This is a genomic window from Lentzea pudingi (genome assembly GCF_014646255.1).
In the GTDB taxonomy this organism is placed as follows: domain Bacteria; phylum Actinomycetota; class Actinomycetes; order Mycobacteriales; family Pseudonocardiaceae; genus Lentzea; species Lentzea pudingi.
Genome location: NZ_BMNC01000002.1, coordinates 237633 through 262087, shown reverse-complemented (window position 1 = coordinate 262087; position 24455 = coordinate 237633). Strand labels below are relative to the sequence as shown.

The 24455-nt window shown below is 68.3% G+C and carries 21 protein-coding genes; 13 read left to right on the top strand and 8 right to left on the bottom strand.

Annotation, left to right across the window (positions count from 1 at the left end; translation table 11 throughout):
- Nucleotides 1-44: 44 nt before the first annotated feature.
- Complete coding sequence (smc, locus tag IEY88_RS07105) at nt 45-3710, top strand: chromosome segregation protein SMC (protein WP_189153820.1); 3666 nt, start codon at nt 45-47, stop codon at nt 3708-3710.
- A gap of 235 nt (nt 3711-3945) precedes the next feature.
- Here smc and IEY88_RS07100 read toward each other — a convergent pair whose 3' ends face one another.
- The 3 genes from IEY88_RS07100 to IEY88_RS07090 all read right to left on the bottom strand — a co-directional run bounded on the left by IEY88_RS07100 (nt 3946) and on the right by IEY88_RS07090 (nt 5589).
- Entirely contained in the window at nt 3946-4659 is a 714-nt protein-coding gene (locus IEY88_RS07100; RefSeq protein ID WP_189153819.1) for a lysophospholipid acyltransferase family protein, read from the bottom strand.
- Between the two features lie 25 nt (nt 4660-4684).
- On the bottom strand, nt 4685-5023 hold the full coding sequence (locus IEY88_RS07095; RefSeq protein ID WP_189153818.1) for a hypothetical protein: 339 nt from the start codon (nt 5021-5023) through the stop codon (nt 4685-4687).
- Between the two features lie 128 nt (nt 5024-5151).
- Nucleotides 5152-5589, bottom strand: a complete 438-nt coding sequence (locus tag IEY88_RS07090; RefSeq protein ID WP_189153817.1) for a tetratricopeptide repeat protein — start codon at nt 5587-5589, stop codon at nt 5152-5154.
- A 90-nt stretch (nt 5590-5679) separates the two neighbouring features.
- Between IEY88_RS07090 and IEY88_RS07085 the strand changes: the two genes are divergently transcribed.
- Complete coding sequence (locus tag IEY88_RS07085) at nt 5680-6603, top strand: GNAT family N-acetyltransferase (protein ID WP_189153816.1); 924 nt, start codon at nt 5680-5682, stop codon at nt 6601-6603.
- Here the strand turns inward: IEY88_RS07085 and IEY88_RS07080 are convergent.
- Both IEY88_RS07080 and IEY88_RS07075 read right to left on the bottom strand, forming a co-directional pair.
- Nucleotides 6553-8112 carry a sodium:solute symporter gene (locus tag IEY88_RS07080; RefSeq protein WP_189153815.1) on the bottom strand — a complete coding sequence of 520 codons (1560 nt, stop codon included), beginning with the start codon at nt 8110-8112 and terminating at the stop codon, nt 6553-6555. The two genes, IEY88_RS07085 and IEY88_RS07080, sit on opposite strands and share 51 nt — an antisense overlap.
- On the bottom strand, nt 8100-9224 hold the full coding sequence (locus IEY88_RS07075) for an anhydro-N-acetylmuramic acid kinase (protein WP_189154500.1): 1125 nt from the start codon (nt 9222-9224) through the stop codon (nt 8100-8102). The genes IEY88_RS07080 and IEY88_RS07075 overlap by 13 nt, the downstream gene beginning before the upstream one ends.
- 120 nt (nt 9225-9344) lie before the next feature.
- Between IEY88_RS07075 and ftsY the strand changes: the two genes are divergently transcribed.
- Nucleotides 9345-10634, top strand: a complete 1290-nt coding sequence (gene ftsY / locus IEY88_RS07070) for a signal recognition particle-docking protein FtsY (RefSeq protein ID WP_189153814.1) — start codon at nt 9345-9347, stop codon at nt 10632-10634.
- Nucleotides 10635-11082: 448 nt separating this feature from the next.
- Here the strand turns inward: ftsY and IEY88_RS07065 are convergent, their stop codons facing one another.
- On the bottom strand, nt 11083-11829 hold the full coding sequence (locus tag IEY88_RS07065; RefSeq protein WP_229693158.1) for an IclR family transcriptional regulator: 747 nt from the start codon (nt 11827-11829) through the stop codon (nt 11083-11085).
- Between the two features lie 76 nt (nt 11830-11905).
- On the opposite strand from IEY88_RS07065, the gene aceB reads away from it, so the two are divergent.
- From aceB to IEY88_RS07045, 4 genes are all read left to right on the top strand, one after another.
- On the top strand, nt 11906-13390 hold the full coding sequence (aceB, locus tag IEY88_RS07060) for a malate synthase A (protein ID WP_229693157.1): 1485 nt from the start codon (nt 11906-11908) through the stop codon (nt 13388-13390).
- Nucleotides 13390-14559, top strand: coding sequence for a DUF6986 family protein (locus IEY88_RS07055; RefSeq protein ID WP_189153813.1), 1170 nt, complete (start codon nt 13390-13392; stop codon nt 14557-14559). The genes aceB and IEY88_RS07055 overlap by 1 nt, the downstream gene beginning before the upstream one ends.
- A gap of 76 nt (nt 14560-14635) precedes the next feature.
- Complete coding sequence (locus IEY88_RS07050; protein WP_189153812.1) at nt 14636-15103, top strand: Imm1 family immunity protein; 468 nt, start codon at nt 14636-14638, stop codon at nt 15101-15103.
- 30 nt (nt 15104-15133) lie between these two features.
- Nucleotides 15134-16417, top strand: a complete 1284-nt coding sequence (locus IEY88_RS07045; RefSeq protein ID WP_189153811.1) for an FAD-dependent oxidoreductase — start codon at nt 15134-15136, stop codon at nt 16415-16417.
- Here IEY88_RS07045 and pucL read toward each other — a convergent pair.
- Together pucL and uraD are read right to left on the bottom strand one after the other, a co-directional pair.
- On the bottom strand, nt 16344-17222 hold the full coding sequence (pucL, locus tag IEY88_RS07040; protein ID WP_189153810.1) for a factor-independent urate hydroxylase: 879 nt from the start codon (nt 17220-17222) through the stop codon (nt 16344-16346). The genes IEY88_RS07045 and pucL overlap by 74 nt on opposite strands.
- Nucleotides 17223-17226: 4 nt before the next feature.
- A complete protein-coding gene (gene uraD / locus IEY88_RS07035; RefSeq protein ID WP_189153809.1) occupies nt 17227-17709 on the bottom strand; it encodes a 2-oxo-4-hydroxy-4-carboxy-5-ureidoimidazoline decarboxylase in 483 nt (160 codons plus the stop codon).
- A gap of 122 nt (nt 17710-17831) precedes the next feature.
- Between uraD and IEY88_RS07030 the strand changes: the two genes are divergently transcribed.
- Genes IEY88_RS07030 through alc form a run of 6 tightly spaced genes read left to right on the top strand, consistent with a single transcriptional unit; the run spans nt 17832 to nt 24422 of the window.
- Nucleotides 17832-18578 carry a hydroxypyruvate isomerase family protein gene (locus IEY88_RS07030; RefSeq protein WP_229693156.1) on the top strand — a complete coding sequence of 249 codons (747 nt, stop codon included), beginning with the start codon at nt 17832-17834 and terminating at the stop codon, nt 18576-18578.
- On the top strand, nt 18575-19432 hold the full coding sequence (locus IEY88_RS07025) for an NAD(P)-dependent oxidoreductase (protein ID WP_189153807.1): 858 nt from the start codon (nt 18575-18577) through the stop codon (nt 19430-19432). The genes IEY88_RS07030 and IEY88_RS07025 overlap by 4 nt, the downstream gene beginning before the upstream one ends.
- A gap of 4 nt (nt 19433-19436) precedes the next feature.
- Nucleotides 19437-21137: a glyoxylate carboligase gene (gcl, locus tag IEY88_RS07020; protein WP_189153806.1), complete on the top strand. Its 1701-nt coding sequence runs from the start codon at nt 19437-19439 to the stop codon at nt 21135-21137.
- Entirely contained in the window at nt 21134-22138 is a 1005-nt protein-coding gene (locus IEY88_RS07015) for a glycerate kinase family protein (RefSeq protein ID WP_229693154.1), read from the top strand. Before gcl ends, IEY88_RS07015 begins: the two co-directional genes overlap by 4 nt.
- 5 nt (nt 22139-22143) lie before the next feature.
- A complete protein-coding gene (gene allB, locus IEY88_RS07010) occupies nt 22144-23433 on the top strand; it encodes an allantoinase AllB (RefSeq protein WP_189153805.1) in 1290 nt (429 codons plus the stop codon).
- A complete protein-coding gene (alc, locus tag IEY88_RS07005) occupies nt 23430-24422 on the top strand; it encodes an allantoicase (protein WP_189153804.1) in 993 nt (330 codons plus the stop codon). The genes allB and alc overlap by 4 nt, the downstream gene beginning before the upstream one ends.
- Nucleotides 24423-24455 lie beyond the last annotated feature (33 nt).

The window sequence follows — 24455 nt, the reverse complement described above, 5'->3', positions numbered from 1 at the left end:
CGGGGTCCCGCACCACCCGCAAGCGCTTGGGTACTCTGCCCGGCGTGCATCTCAAGAGCCTGACGCTGAAGGGCTTCAAGTCCTTCGCCTCGGCTACCACGCTGCGCTTCGAGCCCGGCATCACCTGTGTGGTCGGCCCCAACGGGTCCGGCAAGTCCAACGTGCTCGACGCGCTGCGCTGGGTCATGGGCACGCAGGGCGCCAAGGACCTGCGCGGCGGCAAGATGGAGGACGTCATCTTCGCCGGCACGTCCGGCCGCGCGCCGCTCGGCCGCGCGGAGGTGACGCTGACGATCGACAACGCCGACGGCATGCTGCCGATCGAGTACACCGAGGTGTCGATCACCCGCCGCATGTTCCGCGAGGGCGCCACCGAGTACGAGATCAACGGCAACTCGTGCCGCCTGATGGACATCCAGGAGCTGCTGTCGGACTCCGGCATCGGCCGCGAGATGCACGTGATCGTCGGTCAGGGCCAGCTCGCCGCGATCCTCGAGTCCAAACCGGAGGAACGGCGCGCGTTCATCGAGGAGGCCGCCGGCGTCCTGAAGCACCGCAAGCGCAAGGAAAAAGCGCTGCGCAAGCTCGAGGCGATGCAGGCGAACCTGACGCGTCTCACCGACCTCACCGCCGAGCTGCGCCGCCAGCTCAAGCCCCTGGGCAAGCAGGCCGAGATCGCCCGCCGCGCGCAGGTCGTCCAGTCCGAGCTGCGGGACAGCAAGCTCCGCCTGCTCGCCGACGACCTGGTGACGCAGCGCGAGGCCATCCAGCAGGAGGAGCACGACGAGGCGAAGGCCCGCGTGCGCCGCGCCGAGGTCGAGAAGTCGTTGCAGGCGGCCCAGTACCAGCAGAACGAGCTGGAGGAGCGGGTCGCGGCCGACTCGCCGAAGCTGCAGGCCGCGCAGGACACCTGGTACCGGCTGTCCGCTTTGGAGGAACGCCTCCGCGGCACGGTCCGCCTCGCCGCCGAACGAGCGCGGCACCTGTCCGACGTCGTGGACGCGCCGAGCCGCGGCCGTGACCCCGACGACCTCGACCGCGAGGCCGAGGAGACCGCCGAGATGGAGCTGGAGCTCCAGGAAGGCGTGACCGAGGCCAGGATCGCTTTGGCCGAAGCCGTCGAGACGCGGGCCGAACTGGAGCGCATGGTCTCGCAGGCGGAGAAGGCGCACATCGCCGCCGTCCGCGCGATCGCCGACCGCCGGGAGGGCCTCGCGCGCCTCTCCGGTCAGGTGGAAGCGTTGCGCAGCAAGACGAACGCCACCGCCGAGGAGATCGAACGCCTCTCCGTCACGGTGACCGAGGCCTCCGAACGCGTCGAGTTCGCGTCGATCGAACTGGCGGAGGCGCAGGCGGTCACCGGCTACGAGGACGAGGGCGACAACGACCTCGACGAACGCCATCGGCACGCAGTGCAGTCCAACGACGCGGCACGGCAGCGCGTCGAGGAACTGGTGAAGGCCGAACGCACCGCGGAACGCGACATCGCGTCGTGGCGCGCTCGCGTCGACGCTCTCTCGCTGGGCCTCACGCGCAAGGACGGTGCGGGCGCGCTGCTCGCGTCGGACGTGCCGGGCCTGCTCGGTTCCGTCGCCGCCCTGCTGACCGTCGAACCCGGCTACGAGGTCGCGCTCGCCGCCGCGCTCGGCCCGATCGCCGACGCCGTCGCGGTGTCGTCCGGTGACGGCGCGCTCGCCGCCCTGAAACTGTTGAAGGAGAAGGACGCCGGCCGCGCGGGTGTCCTGATCGGCTCGCACGGGTCCACTGTGGACACGTCGCGGTGGGGTCCCCTGCCGCACGGCGCGCGGTGGGCGATCGACGTCGTGCACGCCCCCGAGGCGTTGCGCCCGGCGCTGGCCCGCGCGCTCGATCGCCTTGCGGTCGTGGAAGACCTGGACTCCGCTGCCCGTCTCAACGGCCGCGCGGTGACCCGTGAGGGCGACCTCTTCGGCACGGACTGGGCCATCGGCGGCTCGGGTGCCCAGGGCCAGAGCGTGATCGAGGTGCAGGCCGCCGTCGACGAGGCGCAGGAGCAGCTCGCGACCGCGGAACGGGCGCTGGAGCACGCTTCGGCCGCGCTGGAAGGCGCCCGTGCCGAGCAGCAGGCCCGCCGCAAGGTGCTCGACGCGGTCAAGGAGGCGATGCAGGAGGCCAAGGTCCGCCAGGCCCGCTCCGGCGAGCGGCTGAACCGGATGGTCGCGGCGGTGCGGTCGGCGGAGGCCGAGGTCAGCCGCATCACCGAGCAGCGCGCCAAGGTCGAGCGGTCGCGCGAGGAAGCCCTCATGAAGCTGGCCGAGCTCGAAGAGCGGCTGCTGATGGCCGAGGAGGAGCAGACCCTCGACGACGAGCCGGACACCGAGCAGCGCGACGCGTTGTCCGCGGAACTGGCTCAGGCGCGTCAGGGCGAGATGGACGCGCGTCTGGTGCAACGCACCGCGGAAGAGCGCGCACGGGCCGTACAGGGCAAGGCAGAGGGCTTGCGGCGTGCCGCCCGCGCTGAGCGTGAGGCTCGCGAACGCCACGCCCGCGCGACGGCTCACCGTGCGCGCGGTGCCGTGGTCGCGAAGGCCGTCGCCAAGGGCGGCGAGCAGGCGCTGGAACGCATCGAGATCTCGCTGTCCCGCGCGGCCCGTGAGCGCGACCAGGCCCAGGAACGCCGTTCGCAGCACGAACTCCTGCTGACCCAGGTGCGCAACCTGGTGCGCGAGATGTCCGGTGAGCTGGAGAAGCTCGTCGACGCCGTGCACCGCGACGAGGTCCTGCGCGCCGAGCAGCGCATGCGCATCGAGCAGCTGGAGACCAAGATCGCCGAGGACTTCGGCATCGGCCTCGAAGACTTGGTCAACGAGTACGGTCCCGACGTCATGGTGCCCGCCTCCGCCGCCGAGTTGGCCGAGTACCAGGCCGCCAAGGACCGCGGCGAGCAGGTCTCCGAGCCGCAGCCGATGCCGTACGACCGCGACACCCAGGTCCGCCGCGCCAAGCGTGCCGAGCGCGACATGTCGTTGCTGGGCAAGGTGAACCCGCTCGCGCTGGAGGAGTTCGCGGCGCTGGAGGAGCGCTACAAGTTCCTCTCCACGCAGCTCGAGGACATCAAGGACACCCGCCGCGACCTGCTCACCGTCGTGAAGGAGGTCGACGACAAGATCCTCGAGGTCTTCACGCTGGCCTACGAGGACGTGGCGCGCGAGTTCGAGATCGTCTTCAAGGTCCTGTTCCCCGGTGGCGACGGCCGCCTCGTGCTGACCGAGCCCGGCGACATGCTGACCACCGGCATCGAGCTGGAGGCCCGGCCGCCCGGCAAGAAGGTCAAGCGCCTGTCGCTGCTGTCCGGTGGCGAGAAGTCGCTGGCCGCCGTCGCGATGCTGGTCGCGATCTTCCGCGCCCGCCCCTCACCGTTCTACGTGATGGACGAGGTCGAGGCGGCGCTGGACGACACGAACCTGCACCGGCTGATCGGCCTGTTCCAGCAGCTCCGCGACCGATCGCAGCTGCTGATCATCACGCACCAGAAGCCGACCATGGAGATCGCGGACGCGCTGTACGGCGTCTCGATGCGCGGTGACGGCATCTCGCAGGTGATCTCGCAGCGACTGCGCACGTCCGCCGACGAACCGGCTCGTGCGGCCGTACCGGCGCCCGTACCGGCTGAGGACCCTTCGCCGGAACCGGCGGACGCTTCGCCGGAACCGGCGGACGCGGAAGCCTGAGAGGGCGGACGGGGCGGTGCCTGGGGGGCTTCAACCAACCCCGGCCGCAGCCTCTGCTGCGAACCACGTCAGCGCGGTGACTCTCCTCCTGGACAGCAGGAGAGACCCCCAATTTCACCGTGCGGACGCGGCTCGGCGCCCCGAACGGGTGAGATCCCCCAGTTCCACCTCACCACTTCGGGCGCGCACGGTCCACTGTGCCCGACGAGGCTTGTGAAAACCTTGTATCGCCAGGTCAGGCGCCGCGGGAGTCCAGCCTGGCCGCCTGCTCGGGCGTCGGGGCGGTGCCGCCGAGGTGCACCGGCACCCACCAGGCACCGGGCTCGTTCGGGTAGGAGGCCTGCGCGGTGTCCAGCAGGTCCTGCATCCGCTTGCGCAGCACCTCGTCGCCGGAGTCACCGGGGGAGGGCTCGAACGGTTCGCCGATGAGAATGGTGATCGGGACGTGCCGCTGGGTCAGGTCCTTGGGCTTGCCCTTGGTCCACAGGCGCTGGGTGCCCCACAACGCGACGGGGACGAGCGGAACGCCGGCCTCGTGCGCCAGGCGGTTCGCGCCGGACTTGATGTCCTTGACCGTGAACGATCGGCTGATCGTGGCCTCGGGGAAGATCCCGACGACCTCGCCGGTGCGGAGCGCGGACAGGGCCTGCTGGTAGGAGGCCTGGCCCGCGCTCCGGTCGACGGGGATGTGGTGCATGCCGCGCATGAGCGGGCCTGCGATCTTGTTGGCGAAGATCTCGTGCTTCGCCATGAACCGCGTGAGGCGCCCCGAGGGATGCGCGCCGTAGCCCGCGAAGATGAAGTCGAGGTAGCTGACGTGGTTCGACGCCAGGACCGCTCCACCCGTACGCGGGACGTGGTGCGCACCCTCGACGGTGATCTGCAGATCGAGCACCTTGAACATGAGCTTCGCTGCGGCGATCACCGGGGGATATACGCGATCCGACATGCTTGCGAACGGTAGCCTAGGGGAGCTACTGGCCGGTAGCGGACCCTTCGTGTTCTCGCATGACCTTCGGCACTCCCGCCAGGTCCTCGTCGTTGCAGAGCAACTTGAGGTCGTAGTACGGGTTGCCGTGGGTGTCGTCGTAATCGAGATGCACTGCGATCACGTCCACGGGTTCGCCCAGCCAGTCCTGGGTCTGCCGCAACCAGGCGGCAGCGCGTTCCAGAGCTGACGGAAGATCATCGTCTCGGAATTCGACCGGCCGATACGGAACTCCCTGGACACCGTCCCGGATGTTCGGCGGCAAGGGCAGGTCGACGGCCACCCCGGATTCGTTGAGATCGAGTTGGATCGTTTCCTCACTCACCGTAGAAGAGTCCCCCACCCTCACCTGCCCTGCAAGCCCGAATCTGGGTGTCGCGCCTGCGACGTCCGTGTTCGTGACGCGGCATACCAGCGCCATGTGGTGCGCCGGTGTGAGTGATGTCTCCCACGTCAGGGCGAACGCTTGAGGAACGCGATGTCGCGCTTGACCTTCGTGATCCGGTCGTGGGTGGGCAGGAACATCCGCGACAGCGCCGCTTGGAGCCGCTCCAACTCCTGCGCGGCACCCTCGGAGTCACCCGTCCGGTATCGCAGGTTGGCGAGCAGCTGCCGGGTCTCCAGGACGTCCGGGTGCTCGGGGCCGAGGACCCGGACCTGGTCGCGCAGCAGCGGTTCGCAGACGCCGACGGCCTTGCTGAACTGCTTCGCGGTGCCGAGCACGCGCGCCAGGCTCAGCCGGGCGTTGAGGGTCCGTGGATCGTCCGCGCCGGCCACCGCCACGTGTTCCTTCACGAGCGCGCTGAGCTCGGAGGCGGCCGACCTGAAGTCTCCGGCGTGGGCCTTGGCCTCGGCCCGAGCGGTCCGGACGGCCAGTTCTTCGGACGACATCCACGTCATTTTACCGGGCCGCGCGTCCGTGACCTGGGACCGCTGAAAACTCCCTCGCTTCGAACGGCCGTGCGAGTGACCATTCCTCCTATGTACGACATCCGTTTCGCCGAACCTGGCGACCTCGGCGCCACGATGGCGCTGCTGGTCCGGCTCCAGGCCGACAACGCGCACCACATCGGGTACCTCGGTGAGACAGTCGAAGAGCTCCGCGCGGAGCTCGGCGAGTTCGAGCCCACCTGGGCGGACTGCACGGTGGTGGCCGTCGACGCCGACGACAACATCACCGGCATGCTCAGCGTGGAGGTCGATGCCGAGCTCGGCCGTGCGTGGCTGCACGGACCGTTCGTCGACGTACCGGTCAACCACCCCGCGGGCAGCCGCATCTGGGACCAGACCGCCGACGCGATGTTCCGCCGGGCCGCCGAGCTCCTCAACGGCATCACCGACCTCGAGCTCTACGGGCACACGGCCCACCGGCGGTTGGCGGCGTTCGCCGAGAGGCACGCCTTCAGCGCCGGCAAGGCCAGTGCCATCCACATACTCGACAACGGGGACCTGCGCACGTTGCTGCTGCGGGACGCCAAGTGCCCCAGCGACCGCGAGATGCGCGTCCTCCCGACCGACGAGTTCGTGCACGAGGCCGTCGCGGTCCTGCACGAGCGATGTTTCCCGCACACGTACCTGTCCGGGAAACAACTCGTCGACTCCGATCCGGCCAAACGCACGGTCGTCGTCGCCATGGACGGCCAGCGCGTGCTCGGCTACGCCGCCGGCAAAGCCCAGCCGGAGGAGTACTACGTCGACTTCGTGGCCGTCGAACCCGACGTCCGAGGTCAGGGCGTGGGCGCCGCCCTCGTCACCGAACTGCTGTGGAAGCTCGCGGCGGACCACGGTGCACGACCGCAGGCCGCCGCGTCGATCTACGCGGGCAACGAGAGCTCGCAGAACATGTTCGCCCGCCTAGGATTCCGCCTTCACATCGAGCTCGTCTCGTACCGCCACACCGCGTGAGTGCCGCAGTGACAGCACCCCACCCACGAGCAAGGTGACCGCCACCCCCAGGGGCGTGTTCCACCAGCCGGTCAGGGACTTCAGGTCGGCCGTGGCCTTCCCGAAGTAGATCGTCGGCGTGCTGCCGGCGAACTTGACACCGAGGATCACGAAACCGACGACCAGAACCGTCGACACGAACGCGATGATCGCGTCCACCTGCGTGGCGCGCTTGAAGATGAGGCCGAGGAGGAAGGCCCCGAGCAGCGCGCCGTAGGTGTAGCCGGCGATGCCGAGCGCCTGCACCACGATCGGATCCGCCGTGGTCTTGTTCGAAGATGCGAACAGACCCGCGCAGACGATCAGCAGACCCGCCCACACCAGGGTCCAGATCCGGCCGTGGCGCAGACGTTCCTGATCGGTCATCGGGGTCCTGCGGATGCGTTCGTAGACGTCCGTGACGGTGCTGGAGGCCAAGGCGCCCAACGACGACGACAGCGCGGCGGCGAGGATGCCGGCGATCACGAAGCCGGACAGGCCCGACGGCAGCGAGTTGACGATGAAGTGGCCGAACAGCTCGTCCTTGTTGCCGAGCTTCAGGTCCTTCACCGGGTCGACGCCGTTGTAGAACGCCCACATCATCACGCCGATGAACAAGAAGAACGCGAACTGCAGGAACACCACGAAACCGGAGGCGATCAACGCCTTCTGCGCGGACTTCACGTCCTTCGTCGACATGAGCCGCTGCACGATCAGCTGGTCCGCGCCGTGCGAGGCCATCGACAGCAACGCACCGCCGAAGAACGCCGCGATGAACGGGTACGCGCCCGTCAGCGGTGACGAGGCGAAGTCGAACACCTGGAACTTGTTGACGTCGACGGCCTTGGAGAACCAGCCGTCCGGCAGCTGTCCCGACAGCCACCAGATCACGACCACGCCGCCCAGCACGTACCAGAGCATCTGGATGGCGTCGACCCACACGACCGCGCGCACGCCGCCGAAGAAGCTGTAGAACACCATCGCGACGCCGAGTGCCAGGATGATCGTCCAGTAGCCGGCGATGATGCCGTACTGGGCGAGCACGAGCTTGATCGGGATCGCCGTGGCGAAGAGCCGGATGCCGTCCGCGAGCAGGCGCGTGAAGAGGAACGTCACGGATGCCGTGGCGCGCATGCCGTTGCCGTACCGCTTGCCCAGGAACGCGTACGCCGTCACGAGGTCACCGGCGATGTAGCGCGGCAGCAGCACGAAGCTCACGATGATGCGGCCGACGATGTAGCCGAGAGCGAGCGTCAGGTACGTCATGCCGCCCTGCGCGGGTGTCGCCATGTACGCGATCACCGGCACGCTCAGCACCGTCAGCGTCGACGTCTCCGCCGAGACCACCGAAAGGCAGACGACCCACCACGAGATGCGCTTCTCGCTGACGAAGTAGTCGGTGGCCGACTTCTGCCTGCCGCCGATCCACATGCCGAGCAACGGCATTCCGACGAGGAACAGGACGATGATCGCGAGATCTAGTCCGCGCACTGCGGTTCCCCCACATTCAGCTTGGTCACTGCGGTGGTGACGGGCTCGGGCATTCTGAGCGGTCCGCTGCCGGGCGTGATGCTGCCGAGCAGCCGCGGCCCGGACGCGCCGGTGGCCGACGGCGTGTTGCCCGCGATCCCGTGCCACGTCAGGAATCCGAGCAGCGCGGCCAGGTAGGCCTCCTTGCCGTCGCGCGGCAGGCCCAGCGAGTCGCTGATCTTCAACGGGATGGGGTCGAGGGCCCTTTGGAGTGCCTCGACCAGCACGGGGTTGCGCATGCCGCCGCCGGACGCGACGACGGTGCTCGCGTCGTGCGCGCGGCAGGCGTCCGCGATGGTGCGGGCGGTGAGCTCGGCGAGGGTGCGGAGCATGTCCTCGGCCTGGACCGTGGGGAAGCCCTGGAGGTACTCGGCGTTGAAGTGCTCCTTGCCCGTCGACTTCGGCCACGGCTTGGCGTAGTACGGGTCGGCGAGGAGCTTCTTGAGGACGTCCTCTCTCACGGTGCCCCTGCTCGCGAACTCGCCGTTGGTGTCCTGGCGGCGTTCGCCGTTGCTCAGAACCTCCATCACGGCGTCCATCAGCGCGTTGCCCGGGCCCGTGTCGTACGCGACGGGCTGTGTGCCGGGCCGGACCACGGTGATGTTCGCGATGCCGCCGATGTTGAGGGCGACCGCGTTCTCCTCCATGCCGGCGAGCCACAACGCGTCGAGCGTGCTGGCCAGGGGTGCTCCGTGACCACCGGCGGCCACGTCCCGCACCCGGAGGTCGGCGATCACCGGGACGCCGGTGCGTTCGGCGATCCAGGCGGGCTGGCCGAGTTGCAGGGTGCCGAGGCAGTCGCCGTCCTGCACCTCGTGGTGCACGGTCTGCCCGAGCGAGGAGATCAGGTCCGCCGGCAGGTACCCGGCGGCGACTTCGCCGAAAGCCTGTCCGAGCGACGTGTCGAAGGCGCACACTTCAGCGAGGTCCCGCGGTTTCTCCAGCAGGTCCTTCGGAAACGGGTGCTCGGCGCACTGCACCGGCACGAGCTCGACGACGTCGCCGTGGATCGACAGGTCGGCGACGGCGACGTCGATGCCGTCCATCGACGTGCCGGAAATCAGTCCGATCACCCTCACGACGTGTGGTCTATTCCACACCGCAGCCGGACGCAAGAGCTTTGGTGAAATTTTCGCCTAATTGAGCAATACATGGTGGACAGGTCACATCCGGGTCTGTGAAACCATGAGCCCGTGTCGACGTCCTCCCTTGTCCTGATCCTCGTCGTCGTGGCGGTCGTGCTGATCGCCGCGCTGGTGACCGGTGTGGTGCTGACGCGTCGCCGTCGCATCAGCCTGACCCAGAAGGAGGAGACGCCGAGGCCTGGCGGATACCAGGCGTCGTCGGGGATCTCGCTGACCCCGGCGGCACCGGACGCGCCTTCGGTCGAGGCGGTCGCCGTCGCCGAGGTGACTCCCGTGGTGCCGCACCCGGTCGCCGAGCGCACCGAGGTGGACGGGCAGCCCGGGGTGGGGGACGACGCCTCCGTGCCGCGCGACTCCGTGAAGCGCGGGTTCGTCGAGGTCGACCTGCCTGTTGAGGCCTCCGAGGTCGAGGAGATCGAGCCGACCGCGGGGCGGTTGGAGCGGTTGCGCGGGAAGTTGTCGAAGTCGCGCAATGCGTTCGGGACTTCGCTGCTCGGGCTGCTCGGTGCTGGTGATCTGGATGAGGACTCTTGGCAGGATGTTGAGGACACGCTGCTGATTGCTGATCTTGGGGCGGCTTTGACCACCGAGATCGTTGCGACGCTGCGGTCGAAGATCGCTGGGGCTGGGGTTCGGACTGAGGCTGAGGCTCAGGCTTTGGTGCGGACGGTTCTGGTGGATGCGCTTGGGCCTCGGATGGATCGGTCCCTGAAGGCGTTGCCGCATGCTGGGAAGCCGGCTGTGCTGTTGGTGGTCGGGGTCAACGGGGTGGGTAAGACCACTACGACCGGCAAGCTTGCTCGGGTGCTCGTTGCTGATGGGCGCACGGTGCTGTTGGGGGCTGCGGACACGTTCCGGGCTGCTGCTGCTGATCAGTTGGAGACGTGGGGGAAGCGGGTTGGCGCGGAGACTGTGCGTGGGCCTGAGGGTGGGGACCCGGCTTCGGTTGCCTTTGAGTCGGTGAAGCGCGGTGTGGACACCGGGGTCGACACGGTGTTGATCGACACCGCTGGGCGGTTGCACACCAAGAAGGGCCTGATGGACGAGCTTGGCAAGGTCAAGCGCGTTGTGGAGAAGCAGGCTGTGGTGGATGAGGTTCTGCTGGTTCTGGATGCGACTACTGGGCAGAACGGGTTGACCCAGGCTCGGGTGTTCGCTGAGCAGGTGGACATCACTGGGATCGTGCTGACGAAGTTGGACGGTACTGCCAAGGGTGGGATTGTTTTTCAGGTTCAGCGGGAGCTTGGGGTGCCGGTGAAGTTGGTCGGGCTTGGGGAAGGGGCTGACCACCTGGCTCCGTTTGAGCCTGGGGCGTTTGTCGACGCTCTGCTTGGATGATCTTGTCGGGGTGTCTGAGTACGTTGTGATGTAGGGGTTCCCGATTCGGGGGGACGCCTGCGTTAGCTTGCGTTCCCCTGTTGCGTTGGCGGGGTTGCGGTTGCTTGCTTCCCCTGGGGGCTCTGCCCCCAGACCCCCGGCAATCTGATCAGGGGGCCCGCGCCACTCGCAGGTAGATGGCACGCCTGTTGCTTAGGGCGGCTGCCGGTTGATTTGTGTGGTGGCGTTGGCGGTGGGGTCCCATCACGAGCCGCACCAAGAGCGGGCCACATGCAGGTAGGGGTGTCAACTCGACGAAAAGCGTGTCGAGTTGACACCCCTACCTGCATGCAGCAAGAGCTATGGCGCGACTCGTGATGGGACCCCACCGCCCAGTGCGCTTGCTAAAGACGGCTCGCCTGCGGCATCGCAAGGCGGAGGGACGGCTCGCCTTCGGCTTCGCTCGTGATCAGGCGGGTGCTGCCTGGTCTGCCAGTCGCTTCGCGACTGCCAGCACCTCCGGCAGGATTCGGGTTACCGCGTCCTTCGTGAGTCTGCCCTCTGGGCCTGACACCGAGACTGCGGCCAGCGTGGGGCCGCCTACTACCGGTACCGCGATGCAGCGGACGCCCAGTTCCTGTTCGGACTCGTCCAGTGCGAAGCCTCGCTCCGCGATCTCGTCCAGTTCGTCGAGGAGTTCGGTGGCGTCGGTGATCGTGTTCGACGTGTATGCGGGTAGGCCCGTGCGTTCCAGGAGTGCGCGTACGTCTGAGCGCGGCAGTTGCGAGAGCATTGCCTTGCCCACGCCTGTGCCGTGTGGCAGTAGGCGGCGGCCTACCTCTGTGAACATGCGCATCGAGTGCTTTGACGGTACTTGCGCTACGTAGACGACCTCGTCGCCGTCCAGGACGGCCAGGTTTGCCGTTTCCTCCACCGAGTCGACCAGTTGTGAGAGCAGTGGTCTTGCCCAGGTGCCGTATTGGCGGGAGGCGGTCTCGCCGAGCCTGATCAGGCGTGAGCCGAGGGTGTAGCGGCGGTTGCTGTTCTGGCGTACGTAGCCCAGCGTGACAAGGGTGCGGATCAGGCGGTGGATTGTGGGCAGGGGGAGGCCTGACGTTGTCGCCAGTTCGGACAGCGATGCCTCGCCGCCTGCGTCTGCTAGGCGTTCTAGCAGGTCGAAGGCCCTTTGCAGGGACTGCACGCCACCTGTGGACACGTGCGGCTCCTCCCGTTGCAGTTCCGCAATGCAAAAACTATAGTCCACACAGCAAAACCGAGAGAGGTGGATTCTGGTGCAGGTCCTGACCGAAGAGGCTCTTGAGTTCGTCGCGAAGCTGCATGAGGCGCATGCCGCCCGCAGGGACGAGTTGCTCGCCCTTCGCAAGGAGCGCCGGCCCCTCGGGTTCTTGCCCGAGACGCAGGACGTGCGGGACGGGGAGTGGGTGGTTGCCCCGGCGCCTGAGGCGTTGCTGGATCGGCGCGTGGAGATCACCGGGCCCACCGAGCGCAAGATGACGATCAACGCGTTGAACTCTGGCGCGAAAGTGTGGCTTGCCGATCTTGAGGACGCGAACACGCCGCACTGGGACAACGTGGTGCAGGGGCAGGTGAACCTGTACGAGGCCGAGCGGCGGACGATCTCGTTCACCTCGCCTGAAGGCAAGGAGTACTCGCTCAAGGGTGGGCCGTATCCGACGATCGTCGTGCGGCCGCGTGGGTGGCATCTTGACGAGCGGAACCTGCAGTTCGGTGGGAAGAACGCTGTCGGTGCGCTGGTGGACTTCGGGTTGCACTTCTTCCACAACGCTGAGCTTGGGCGGCCGTACTACTACCTGCCGAAGATGGAGTCGCATCTGGAGGCACGGCTGTGGAACGACGTTTTCACTACGGCGCAGAAGCTGCTGAAGGTGCCGCACGGCACGATTCGCGCGACGGTGTTGATTGAGACGATTCCGGCCGCGTTCCAGATGGAAGAGATTCTGTACGAACTGCGTGACCACGCGTCGGGGCTCAACGCCGGGCGGTGGGACTACCTGTTCAGCGTCATCAAGTACTTCCGTGACGCGGGTGCTGACTACGTGCTGCCGGACCGCAACAGCGTGACGATGACGGCGCCGTTCATGCGCGCGTACACCGAGCTTCTGGTGAAGACGTGTCACAAGCGCGGGGCGTTTGCCATGGGGGGCATGGCGGCGTTCATTCCGAACCGGCGTGATCCCGAGGTCACCGAGAACGCGTTGCGGAAGGTTCGTGAGGACAAGACGCGCGAGGCGAACGATGGTTTCGACGGGTCGTGGGTGGCGCATCCTGACCTCGTGCCGATTTGCCGCGAGATCTTCGACGGGGTGCTGGGTGACCGGCCCAACCAGATCGACAAGCAGCGTCCGGAGGTCAGCGTCACCGCTGAGCAGTTGCTGGACTTCAAGTCCGCGGGCGGTGGAGCGACCCGGGCCGGGTTGGAGGCCGCTGTCGATGTCGGCGTGCGGTACATCGCGTCCTGGCTGGGTGGCAACGGGGCGGCGGCGATCCACAACCTGATGGAGGACGCGGCCACCGCGGAGATCAGCAGGTCGCAGATCTGGCAGTGGATCAACAACGAGGTCGTGCTCGACGACGGCACGCGGGTCACCGCCGACGCCGTGCGGGACGTGCTGGCGCGGGTCGGGAACGAGCTCGAAGGGCCGCACGTCGCGGCTGCCGTCGAGCTGTTCGAGCAGGTCGCGTTGTCCGAGGACTTCGTGGACTTCCTGACGCTGCCGGCGTACGAGCGCATCTGATGTACGAGACATCGCTGTCTCCCGACGACGTCGACCGGCTCACCGCTCGACTGTCCACTGTGGAACGCAGCTGGCCGGTGGGCCGTCAGCCCGTGCACACGTGCTACGTGCCCGCCGGGCGCATCATCGGGTCCACGATCGACGACTGGGGGCGCGAGGCCCTCGAGTCGATCGAGCCGGACCTGCTGCCGGAGCTGCCGGAAGGTGTGCTGGAGCGCGTCGAGGCCAAGCTCCGCAGGGAACCGGTCGAGGACCTGCGGATCGACTTCGAGGACGGCTACGGCGCTCCCGAGGACGACGTCGAGGACATGGACGCGGAGAGCACGGCGATCCTGCTGTCGCGCTGGGTCGCCGAGGGCACCGCGCCACCGTCGTTCGGGCTGCGGATCAAGTCCTTCGACACACCCGAACTGCGTGAGCGCGGGCTGCGCACGCTGGACATCTTCCTGACGGCGCTGGGTGACGTGCCGCCGGGGTTCGTGATCACGTTCCCGAAGGTGACCTCGGTCGAGCAGGTCGAGGTCTTCGGTGAGGTGCTCGACCTCTTCGGCAAGGAGCTGAGGTTCGAGATCCAGGTCGAGACCGCGCGGTCCGTTGTGGACGGTGAGGGGCGGCTGGCGATCCCGCGGTTCATCGCGGCGGGGCGCGGCCGGGTGACCGGTCTGCACTTCGGCACCTACGACTACACGGCGGACTGCGGGTTGTCCGCGGCGCAGCAGCACTTGGCGCATGGCGCGTGCGACTTCGCCAGGCACGTGATGCAGGTGTCCGCGGCCGGAACGGGTGTGCGGCTCTCGGACGGGTCCAGCAACGTGCTTCCCGTCGGCGACCAGAAGCAGTTCGGCTGGGACACCCACTACCGGCAAGTGCGGCGTTCTCTGGAGCACGGTTTCTACCAGGGGTGGGACCTGCACCCGGCACAACTGGTGACACGATATGCGGCTGTTTACGGTTTCTACCGCGAAGGTCTGGCCGCGGACGCCGCGCGGTTGAGGGCCTACGTGGAGCACGTGTCGGGAGGCGTGCTGGACGAGCCGGCGACCGCCCAGGCACTCTCCGCGTTCTTTCTCCGCGCGGTGGACTGCGGCGCGCTCGATCCGGTGGAGGTGCAGGCCGCGACGGGTCTGCACGAGGCAGCACTGCGAGGGCTCGTAACCCGGTCGAGCTGATCGGGGCATCACCCGTTCGTGTGGTTCTGTCCATGGCTGTCGAATGTTCCCCGCAATTGGGTGCAGGGTGGCTCGCATGACCATGCGAGCCGGCCTCTGGACAGGGTTACCCGACCTCGACTCCGCGGAGCACAGGTACCAGGTCGTCGCGTGTGATGCGGATGTGGACACACTGATCCGGCTGCTCGCCCGGCCCGAGTGCAACGACGGGTCGCTCGACCACTTCGGCCGCGACCTCACCAGCGACGGGGAACCGGACCACAACGTCGTGCTCGCCGTGCGCGGCGCGTGGGGCTACATGTACTACGTCGACAACCGCTTCATGGGCTGGCCGAGGGGCTCCGAGGATGCGCCGTACGTCAACGAGAAGTACACGGACTTCCCGCCCGGCACCGGCGTTCCGCTCGACCTGTACCGGCAGCTGCTGATCGAGTTCATGGTCTCCGGTGAACGGCCGACCGGCGTCGACTGGTACTGCGAGGCGGACCTGTTCCACTCGTGGCGCGATCAGCAGATGTCGTTGCGCGCGACCGAGAACCACTGACTCTCAGCTCGACGCTGGTTAGATGGCCCCATGAAGGCCGTGGTGATGGGTGGGGGAATCGCCGGCTTGCTCGCCGCTCGGGTGCTGACCGAGACGTGCGACGAAGTCGTGGTCCTGGAGCGCGACGAGCTGACCGGCGAACCCGAGTACCGCGCGGGTGTGCCGCAGGGCAGACACACGCACGGGCTGCTGGTGCGGGGCGGCGAGCTCTTGGAGGAGCTGTTCCCCGGCCTGCGCGCCGAACTCGTGGCGGAGGGCGCGGTGCTCGCCGACGCGGGGGACATGCAGATCCTCAACCCGCTCGGCTGGCTCGCGAAGACACATCTGGGCATGCCGCTGCTGTCGTTGAGCCGTCCCTTGCTGGAGACCTGCATCCGACGGCGGGTGGGCGCTGAGGTTGTGGGCGGCGTGCACGTGACCGGGCTGTCGTTGCGCGACGGTGTCGTCGACGGTGTGCTCACGCGGGACGGCAGGGTCGACGCGGACCTGGTCGTCGACGCGTCCGGCAGGTCGTCGAAGCTGCCGGCCTGGCTCGCCGCCGCGGGGATCACGACGCCGGAACCCGAGGTGGTCGACTCCGGCACGGGGTACGCGACCCGGCTCTACACCGCGCCGGCCGACTTTCCCGTGGTGTACGCCGAGAGCCTGTCCGCGCCGAACCTGCCGCGAGGGGTCGCGGCGATGCGTGTGGAGGGTGACCGGCTGATGGTCACCGCCCAGGGAGCTCTGGGTGATCACCCGCCGCGCGACCTCGACGGTTATCAGGAGTTCCTGGACTCGTTGCGGGTGCCCATTTCCGAGATGCTCGCCGACGCCGAACCGCTGACGCCCGTCTACCTGTTCGCCCGCACGGCCAGTCGCCGCAACGCTTTTGAAAACGTGGCGAACTGGCCGGGCGGACTGGTCGCGGTGGGAGACGCGGTGTGCGCGTTCAACCCCGTCTACGGGCAGGGGATCACCGTGGCGGCGATGGAGGCGCTGCTCTTCCGGCGGCACAAGGACTTCAGCGCCAAGGGTTGCCGGCGGTTCCAGCGGAAGGTCGCCCGGACCTCGAAGGCGTCGTGGGCGATGTCCAGCAACGCGGACCGCAACTGGGTGGAGGAGAAGCGCGGCGGGCTGCTCGGCTGGTACCTGAAGAAGTGGCAGGCCGGGATCGTGCGCGACCCCGACCTGTTCCGCCGCTTCGTCCGGGTCGTGCACATGGTCGCCTCGCCGGCGACACTGCTCAACCCGGTGGTGTTCAGAAGGCTGGCAAAGTACTCCAGGCAAGACCCGCGTCCGGAGCGTCGTCCCGCAGGATCGACCCCTCGATGAGCCCGTACGGGCGGTCCGCCGCGTAGAAGACCTCGTTGTCGTTCTCCAGGCCGAACGCGCTGAGGTCCACGAGAAAGTGGTGCTTGTTCGGCATGGAGAGCCGTACCTCGGCGACCTCCGGCCGTGACTGCAGCACGGCCTCGCCCATCGCGTACAGCGTCTGCTGCAACGAGAGGGAATGCTTGTCCGCGAACGTCTTCAGCATCACGGACCGGATCTCGGCGAACGACTTCGCCCAGTCGACGTCCGTGCCGACGTAGCGCCAGCGGGCCGTCACCGACGTCGCCAGGATGCGGTCGTGCGTCTCCTTCAACGTCGTGTACGGGTCCTTCGGGTAACCGTGGAACTCCGACCCCGTCGACTTCAGCACCACCATGTCGCGCACGCCCGACACGACCCACGCCTGTGAGCCCTCGATCGTCACGGCGGTGGTGCGCTTCTCGTTGGAGCCCTGGACGAACGAGTGGTCGTGGCCGTCGATGCGGTCCCACGAGTGCTCGTCGATCAGGATGCGCGCGCCCGTGATCGGCTCCTGCGAGCCGACGAAGTGCCGGCCGAGGCGCAGCGCGAAGTCCTCGATCTCACCGACCGGCGCCTCCTTGGCGAACGCGTAGACGGTGTTCTTCTGCGTGTCGGTCGCGAGCACCTTGGCGTTGTCGCCCGTGAGGTGCGTGTCGGCGAGGTCTCCGCGCAGCGACGTGCTGACGGTGAGGTCTTTGATCGTGTGCACGGAACCGTTGCGCGACACGGTGACGAGGCGGTTCTCCGCCTTCCCGTACTGGTTGGGGCCCAGGACGATGGCCATGAAATCAGCTCCCGATCAGCTTCTGCAGCCGCAAGGCGGCGATCTTCGCGAGTTCGTCGTTGACGACGCGGAGCTCGGCTTCCGGCGGGTTGTCCATGCGACTGGACAGGTTGCCGAGCATGTCCGCACCGCTCAAGCCGGTCGCGCACACCAGGTAGATGTGCCCGAACCGATCCTCGTACGCGGCGTTGGCCTCCGCCAGGCGATCAGCCTGGGAGCTGTCGACGCCGGACTGTTCTGACCGCGACCACCTCGCCGACACCCCACCTGTCTTCTGCCGTTCGCCGATGCGCGGGTGCCCGGCGATGGCGCCGAGCACCTCCTCGTCGGAAAGTCTTTGTGCGGCAACTGAAGAAGCCGCGAGGAGAGCATCCACCGACGCGTAGGGCCTGCCCGCCACCACCGCGTCGATCCAGCGGGGTACCGCGAGGCACTCGGCGAGCAGTGGACGGAGTTCGGCCTCCGGGGCGCTGTTGAAGCTGTCCACGGCTCTCCAAGTTTCTACATCGCGGAATTGAACTTCCACATTCTTGACCCGGGCCGCGCGGGATGTCTAGTGTCTCCGTAGTACGAAATCCAACTTCCGCAATGTGGAAGGACAAGCCACCGATGTTCGATGCCAACCTCTCGATGCTCTTCACGGAGCTACCGCTGTTGGAGCGTCCTCAAGCCGCACGCGCCGCCGGGTTCGACGCGGTCGAGATCTGGTGGCCGTTCGCGGACGCCGTACCCGAGACACGTGAGATCGAGGCGTTCGAGAACGCCATCGTCGACGCGCAGGTGCGCCTCGTCGGCCTGAACCTCTACGCGGGTGACATGCCCGCGGGAGACCGGGGACTGACGAGCTGGCCCGGCCGCGAGACGGAGTTCCGCACGAACGTCGAGATCACCGCGGCCATCGCGGCCCGCCTCGGCTGCCGCACGCTCAACGCGCTGCACGGCAACTTCGAGACCACCGCGCAGACCGTCTCCAACTACCGCTTCGCCGCCGACGTCGCGGCGGAGATCGGCGCCCAGCTCGTGGTCGAACCGCTGAGCGGCGCGCCGAAGTATCCGATCAAGACCGCCCACCAGGCGTTCGAGCTGATCGACGAGATCGACCGCGGCAACGTGAAGCTGCTCGCGGACCTCTACCACCTCGCCACGAACGGCGACGACCTCGACCTCCTCGCCGACCACGTCGACCGCATCGGTCACGTGCAGATCGCCGACGCTCCCGGACGCGGGGAGCCCGGCACCGGCGAGCTCGACCTCTTCGGGCATCTCGCGAAGCTCCGCGCCAACGGCTACACGGGCTTCGTCGGCGCCGAGTACAAGCCCGTCACCCACTCCTTCGCTTGGAGGGAACAAGCATGACCCGCATCGGATTCATCGGACTCGGCATCATGGGCAGCCCGATGGCGGCCCACCTCGTAGCCGCCGGGCACGACGTGACGGGATTCGACCTCAGCCCGGCCTCGCTGGAGAAGCTCGTCGCGGACGGCGGCAAGGCCGCTTCCACCGCACAAGAAGCCGTGAGCGGCGCCGAGGTCGTCATCACGATGCTGCCGAACCACCCGCAGGTCGAGGCGGTGATCGACGAGGTCGCGTTCGACGACGGCACGTTGCTGATCGACATGAGCACGATCCGCCCGTCCACGTCGATCGATATCGCGCGCAAGCTCTCGAACGTCCGGGTGCTCGACGCGCCGGTCAGCGGTGGCCAGACCGGTGCGGTGCAGGCCTCGCTCAGCATCATGGTGGGCGGGGAGGAACAGGACTTCGCCGCGGCCAGGCCGTTCCTGGAGGTCGTCGGCAAGACGATCGTCCACGTCGGGCCGCACGGCGCGGGCCAGGTCGTGAAGGCCGCGAACCAGCTGATGGTCGGCGGCATCTACGCCCTTGTCGCGGAGTCGATCGTGCTGCTGGAAGCGAGCGGCGTCGACCCGAAGGCGGGCCTCGACGTGCTCGCCGGTGGCCTCGCCGCGAACCGGATCCTCGACCTCAAGCGCGAGTCCATGATCGCGCGCGAGTTCCAGCCGGGCTTCCGGATCGACCTGCACCACAAGGACATGGGCATCGCACTGGACGCGGCACGCGCCGCCGACGTCGCGCTGCCGGTCACCAACCAGATCGCCGCGCTGGTCGCGGCGGCACGCGCGCAGGGCTACGGGTCGCTCGACCACTCCGCGCTGCTCAAGGTCATCGAGAACTTCGCGGGAAGGGCCTGAACACATGCCGAAGATCCCAGTCATGCAAGCGGTCGTCGAGGTCCTCAAGTCCGAGGGCATCGACGTCGTGTTCGGCTGCCCCGGTGCCGCGATCCTCCCGCTGTACAAGGCGATGGAGCAGGACGGCTCGATCGAGCACCTCATCGTGCGGCACGAGGAAGGCGCCACGCACATGGCCGACGGCTGGTCGCGCACGACCGGCAACGTCGGTGTCGCGATCGGCACCTCGGGCCCGGCCGGCACGAACATGATCACCGGTCTGTACACCGCGCAGGCCGACTCCGTGCCGATCCTGTGCATCACCGGCCAGGCCGCGGTCTCCAAGCTGCACCAGGAGGCGTTCCAGGCCGTCGACATCGTCTCGATCGCCGCGCCCGTCACGAAGTGGGCGGTGCAGGTCAAGGAAGCCGCGCAGATGCCGTGGATCTTCCGCGAGGCGTTCCGGATCGCCCGCTCCGGCCGCCCTGGCCCGGTCCTGATCGACCTGCCGATCGACGTGCAGAAGCAGGAGATCGAGTGGGACTCCACGATCGACGAACCGTTGCCCGTGCCCAAAATCGCGCCGAGTGACGCACGGGTCGAGCGCGCGCTGGAGATGTTGCTGGCCGCCGAACGTCCACTGCTGCTCGCGGGTGGCGGTGTCATCCTCGGCGAGGCGTCCGCCGAGCTGCTGGACCTGGCTGAGTTCCTGCAGATCCCCGTTCAGGCCACGCTGATGGGCAAGGGCGCGCTCGACGAGGACCACCCGCTCTACGCGGGCATGACCGGCATCCAGACCTCGCAGCGCTACGGCAACGCGTCGTTCCTGGAGAGCGATCTGGTGCTGGCGCTGGGCGCACGGTTCGGCGACCGGCACACCGGTGACCTCGCGACCTACCGCGGCGACCGCAAGTTCATCCACGTCGACGTCGAGCCGACGCAGATCGGCAAGGTCTTCGGGCCCGACCTCGGGATCGTCGCGGACACCAAGGTGTTCCTGCAGGCTCTCCTCGAGAAGGCGAAGGCTCGTGGCCCGCGTGAGGCTGGAGCCTGGGTCGAGCGCTGCCAGGAGCTCAAGCGGAAGTTGCTGCGGCGAGAAGACTTCGACACCGTGCCGGTCAAGGCGCCGCGGGTCTTCAAGGAGATCAACGAGTTCTACGGCCCGGACACCTACTTCGTCACGGCCATCGGGCTCTACCAGATCTGGTCCGGCCAGCACCAGAAGGCGCACAAGCCGCGGCACTACCAGGTCTGCGGCCAGGCCGGTCCGCTCGGCTGGGAGATCCCGGCGGCGATCGGCGTGAAGAAGGCCCGGCCGGACGCCGAGGTCGTCGGTGTCGTCGGCGACTACTCGTTCCAGTTCCTCGTGGAGGAGCTCGCGGTCGGCGCCCAGTACGACGTGCCGTTCGTGCTGATCATGCTGAACAACGAGTACCTGGGCCTGATCAGGATGGCCGAGGACCACGGTGGCTACGACATGAAGTACGAGGTCGACATCCACTACGACACCAGCGGCTCGGACAACGTGAAGATCATGGAGGCCTACGGCTGCTCCGGCATCCGGGTCGCCGATCCGAGCGAGATCCGCACGTCGCTCGAGTGGGCGCGCAAGGAAGCGGACCGGACCAGCCGCCCGGTCCTCGTGGAGATCATGATCGAACGCGAGGGCAACACCGCGAACGGCACCTCGATCGCCGCGATGAAGGAATTCGAGCCGCTGCCGTGACACGGGTGATCGTCGCGCCGGACAAGTTCAAGGGATCGCTCACCGCCCCGCAGGTCGCCGCCGCCGTCGCGCGCGGCCTGCGGGAGGCGGCCCCGGACGTGGACGTGCGCTGCCTCCCGGTGGCGGACGGCGGCGACGGGACCGTCGACGCCGCCGTCGCCGCCGGGTTCGTGAAGGTGGGGCGCTGGGTCACCGGTCCGGTCGGCCGGCCGGTGCCCGCGTCCGTCGCGGTCAAGGGGACGACCGCCGTGGTCGAGGTGGCGTCGGCGGCCGGGCTCACGTTGCTGGAGCGGCCCGCCCCGCTGGACGCCACCAGCTACGGCGTCGGGGAGCTGCTGAAAGCCGCGCTGGACGTCGGCTGCACGACGATCGTGCTCGGGCTGGGCGGCAGCGCGTGCACGGACGGCGGCGCCGGGATGCTGGAGGCGCTGGGCGGGGCGTCGTTCGCCGGCGTCGACCTGGTGCTGGCCTCGGACGTCGACAACCCGCTGCTCGGGCCGTCCGGTGCGGCGGCGGTGTACGGGCCGCAGAAGGGCGCGTCACCCGAGCAGGTGGAGATCCTCGAAGCACGGCTCAGGGCCTTCGCCGACCGCGTCGGGCCGGAGCACGCCGCACTGCCCGGCGCGGGAGCGGCCGGCGGGATCGGGTTCGCGGCACTGGCGGTGCTCGGCGCCCGGTTTCGGCCCGGCATCGAGGTGGTGCTGGAACTGGCCGGGTTCGGCGAGGCCGTCGCGGACGCGTCGCTGGTGATCACGGGCGAGGGCTCGCTCGACGCGCAGACCCGGCACGGCAAGGCGCCGTACGGGGTCGTGAAGGCCTCGGGCGACGTGCCGGTGGTCGCGGTGGCGGGACAGTGCTCGGTCGAACCCGGTGACCTGGGGTTGAAGGCCGCCTACGCGCTGGTGGACGTCGAACCGGACGTCAGCCGGTGCATGGCCCGGGCCGATTCGCTCCTGGGCGTTCTCGGCGGTCGCATCGCCCGCGACTGGGTGTCACAGTGAGGGACATGGACCTGGTCTTCCGCGCCCGCAGGGTCGTGACCCCGCAGGGCGAGATCGCGTGCGACGTGGGCGTCGCCGACGGGCGGATCGTCGCCGTCGAGCCGCACATCGACTCGCCGAACGTCGTGCACCTCGCGGACGACGAGGTGCTGCTGCCAGGCCTGGTCGACACCCACGTGCACGTCAACGACCCAGGCCGCAGCGAGTGGGAGGGCTTCGAGACCGCCACTCGGGCCGCGGCCGCCGGTGGCGTCACGACGATCATCGACATGCCGCTCAACAGCATCCCGCCGACGGTCGAGACGGCCGCGCTGGAGATCAAGCGCAAGGCCGCGGCGACCGTCTCGGTGGACGTCGGGTTCTGGGGCGGCATCGTCCCCGGCAACCTCGCCGACCTGAAGCCGTTGCACGAGGCCGGCGTCTTCGGCTTCAAGTGCTTCCTGCTGCACTCGGGGGTGGACGAGTTCCCCGCCGTCACCACTGACGAGTTGGAAGCGGCGCTCAGGCAGTTGGCGACGCTCGACGCGTTGACGATCGTGCACGCCGAGGACGCGCACACGGTCCGTGACTCGGAACCGGACTACCTGGGGTTCCTGGCCTCACGGCCGCGCGAAGCCGAGAACAAGGCGATCAGCGACGTCGTGGCGTTGACCCGCAAGACCGGTGCGCGGACGCACATCCTGCACCTCTCGTCGTCCGACGCGCTCGCGATCCTGGAGGCCGCGAAGCGCGAGAGCCTGCCGATCACCGCCGAGACCTGCCCGCACTACCTCACGTTCACCGCCGAGGAGATCCACGACGGGCAGACGGAGTTCAAGTGCTGCCCGCCGATCCGGGAGGCGGAGAACCGCGAGGCGCTGTGGCAGGGCCTGCGCGACGGTGTGATCGACCTGGTCGTCAGCGACCACTCGCCGAGCACGGTGGAGCTGAAGGAAGGCGACTTCGCGACGGCGTGGGGCGGCATCGCGTCGTTGCAGCTCGGACTCCCGGCGGTGTGGACGGGCGCACGGGAACGCGGCTTCCACCTCACCGACGTCGTCCGCTGGATGTCCACGCATCCCGCGCGGCAGGTCGGGCTGGAGACCAAGGGCGCCATCGAGGCCGGCAAGGACGCGGACCTCGTGGTCTTCGCGCCGAACGAGACCTTCGTGGTGGACAAGGACAAGCTCCACCACCGCAACCCCGTCACGCCGTACCACGGTCGCACGTTGCACGGAGTCGTGCGGCAGACATGGTTGCGTGGCAAGGAGATCAGCACAACGCAAGGCAAGCTGCTCAGAAGAGGAGAAGCATGACCGAGTGGACCCGGCTTCCCGACCTCGCCTCGCGCGCGGCCGGCGGTGGTGTGGTGTGGGCGAACGACGAGCTGTTCGCCGAGCGGGAGAACCTGATCAAGCCCGCCGAGCCGGTCTACCAGACCTACACCTTCGGCCACAAAGGCCAGGTCTACGACGGCTGGGAGACCCGGCGGCGGCGTGAGGAGGGCGTCGACCAGGCCGTGGTCCGGCTCGGCATGCCCGGCGTCGTGCGCGGGATCGTCGTCGACACGGCGTTCTTCAAGGGCAACTACCCGCCGTTCTGCTGGGTCGAGGGCGCCCAGGTCGACGGGTACCCGAGCGCCGGCGAGATCACCGAGTGGTTCCCGCTGGTCGAACGCACCGCGTTGAAGGGCGACGAGAAGCACTTCTTCGACGTGGGTGAAGGCCGCCGCGTCACGCACGTACGGCTGACCATCGATCCCGACGGCGGTGTGGCGCGGTTGCGGGTGCACGGCGAACCGATCGCGGACCCGCGTCTGCTCGTGGGTGGCGTCGACCTCGCCGCGCTGGAGAACGGCGCTGTCGTCACCGGCTGCAGCAACATGTTCTACAGCTCGCCCAACAACCTCATCGCCCCTGGGCAGGCCACGGTGATGGGGGAGGGCTGGGAGACCGCGCGCCGCCGTGACGACGGCAACGACTGGGTGTCGCTCCGGCTCGCCGCACCCGGTGTCGTGCGGCTGGTCGAGCTCGACACCAGCCACTTCAAGGGCAACGCGCCGGGCTGGGCGTCGGTCCGGGGCTGCGACGAGCGCGCGGACCCGGACGCGTGGTTCGACCTGCTGCCGCGCACCCGGCTGCAGCCCGACACGCGGCACCGGTTCGTCGTGGAGGCGACCGAGGCGACGGCCGTCCGTCTCGACATCTATCCGGACGGAGGAATGGCACGCCTCCGAATCGTCGGCACCCCTACGAGTGACGGCGTATCCCACCTGCGGGCGTTGTGGGCCAAAACGACTAACTGACGGTGGTTGTACGACCACGGTCTGATTCTGATC

Coding starts and splice junctions, on each gene's coding strand:
- IEY88_RS07100 (WP_189153819.1), bottom strand. CDS start 4,659: ATGTCGGATCGCGTATATCCCCCGGTGATCGCCGCAGCGAAGCTCATG.
- IEY88_RS07090 (WP_189153817.1), bottom strand. CDS start 5,589: ATGTCGTCCGAAGAACTGGCCGTCCGGACCGCTCGGGCCGAGGCCAAG.
- IEY88_RS07085 (WP_189153816.1), top strand. CDS start 5,680: ATGTACGACATCCGTTTCGCCGAACCTGGCGACCTCGGCGCCACGATG.
- IEY88_RS07055 (WP_189153813.1), top strand. CDS start 13,390: ATGTACGAGACATCGCTGTCTCCCGACGACGTCGACCGGCTCACCGCT.
- IEY88_RS07050 (WP_189153812.1), top strand. CDS start 14,636: ATGACCATGCGAGCCGGCCTCTGGACAGGGTTACCCGACCTCGACTCC.
- IEY88_RS07045 (WP_189153811.1), top strand. CDS start 15,134: ATGAAGGCCGTGGTGATGGGTGGGGGAATCGCCGGCTTGCTCGCCGCT.
- pucL (WP_189153810.1), bottom strand. CDS start 17,222: ATGGCCATCGTCCTGGGCCCCAACCAGTACGGGAAGGCGGAGAACCGC.
- IEY88_RS07030 (WP_229693156.1), top strand. CDS start 17,832: ATGTTCGATGCCAACCTCTCGATGCTCTTCACGGAGCTACCGCTGTTG.
- IEY88_RS07025 (WP_189153807.1), top strand. CDS start 18,575: ATGACCCGCATCGGATTCATCGGACTCGGCATCATGGGCAGCCCGATG.
- gcl (WP_189153806.1), top strand. CDS start 19,437: ATGCCGAAGATCCCAGTCATGCAAGCGGTCGTCGAGGTCCTCAAGTCC.
- allB (WP_189153805.1), top strand. CDS start 22,144: ATGGACCTGGTCTTCCGCGCCCGCAGGGTCGTGACCCCGCAGGGCGAG.
- alc (WP_189153804.1), top strand. CDS start 23,430: ATGACCGAGTGGACCCGGCTTCCCGACCTCGCCTCGCGCGCGGCCGGC.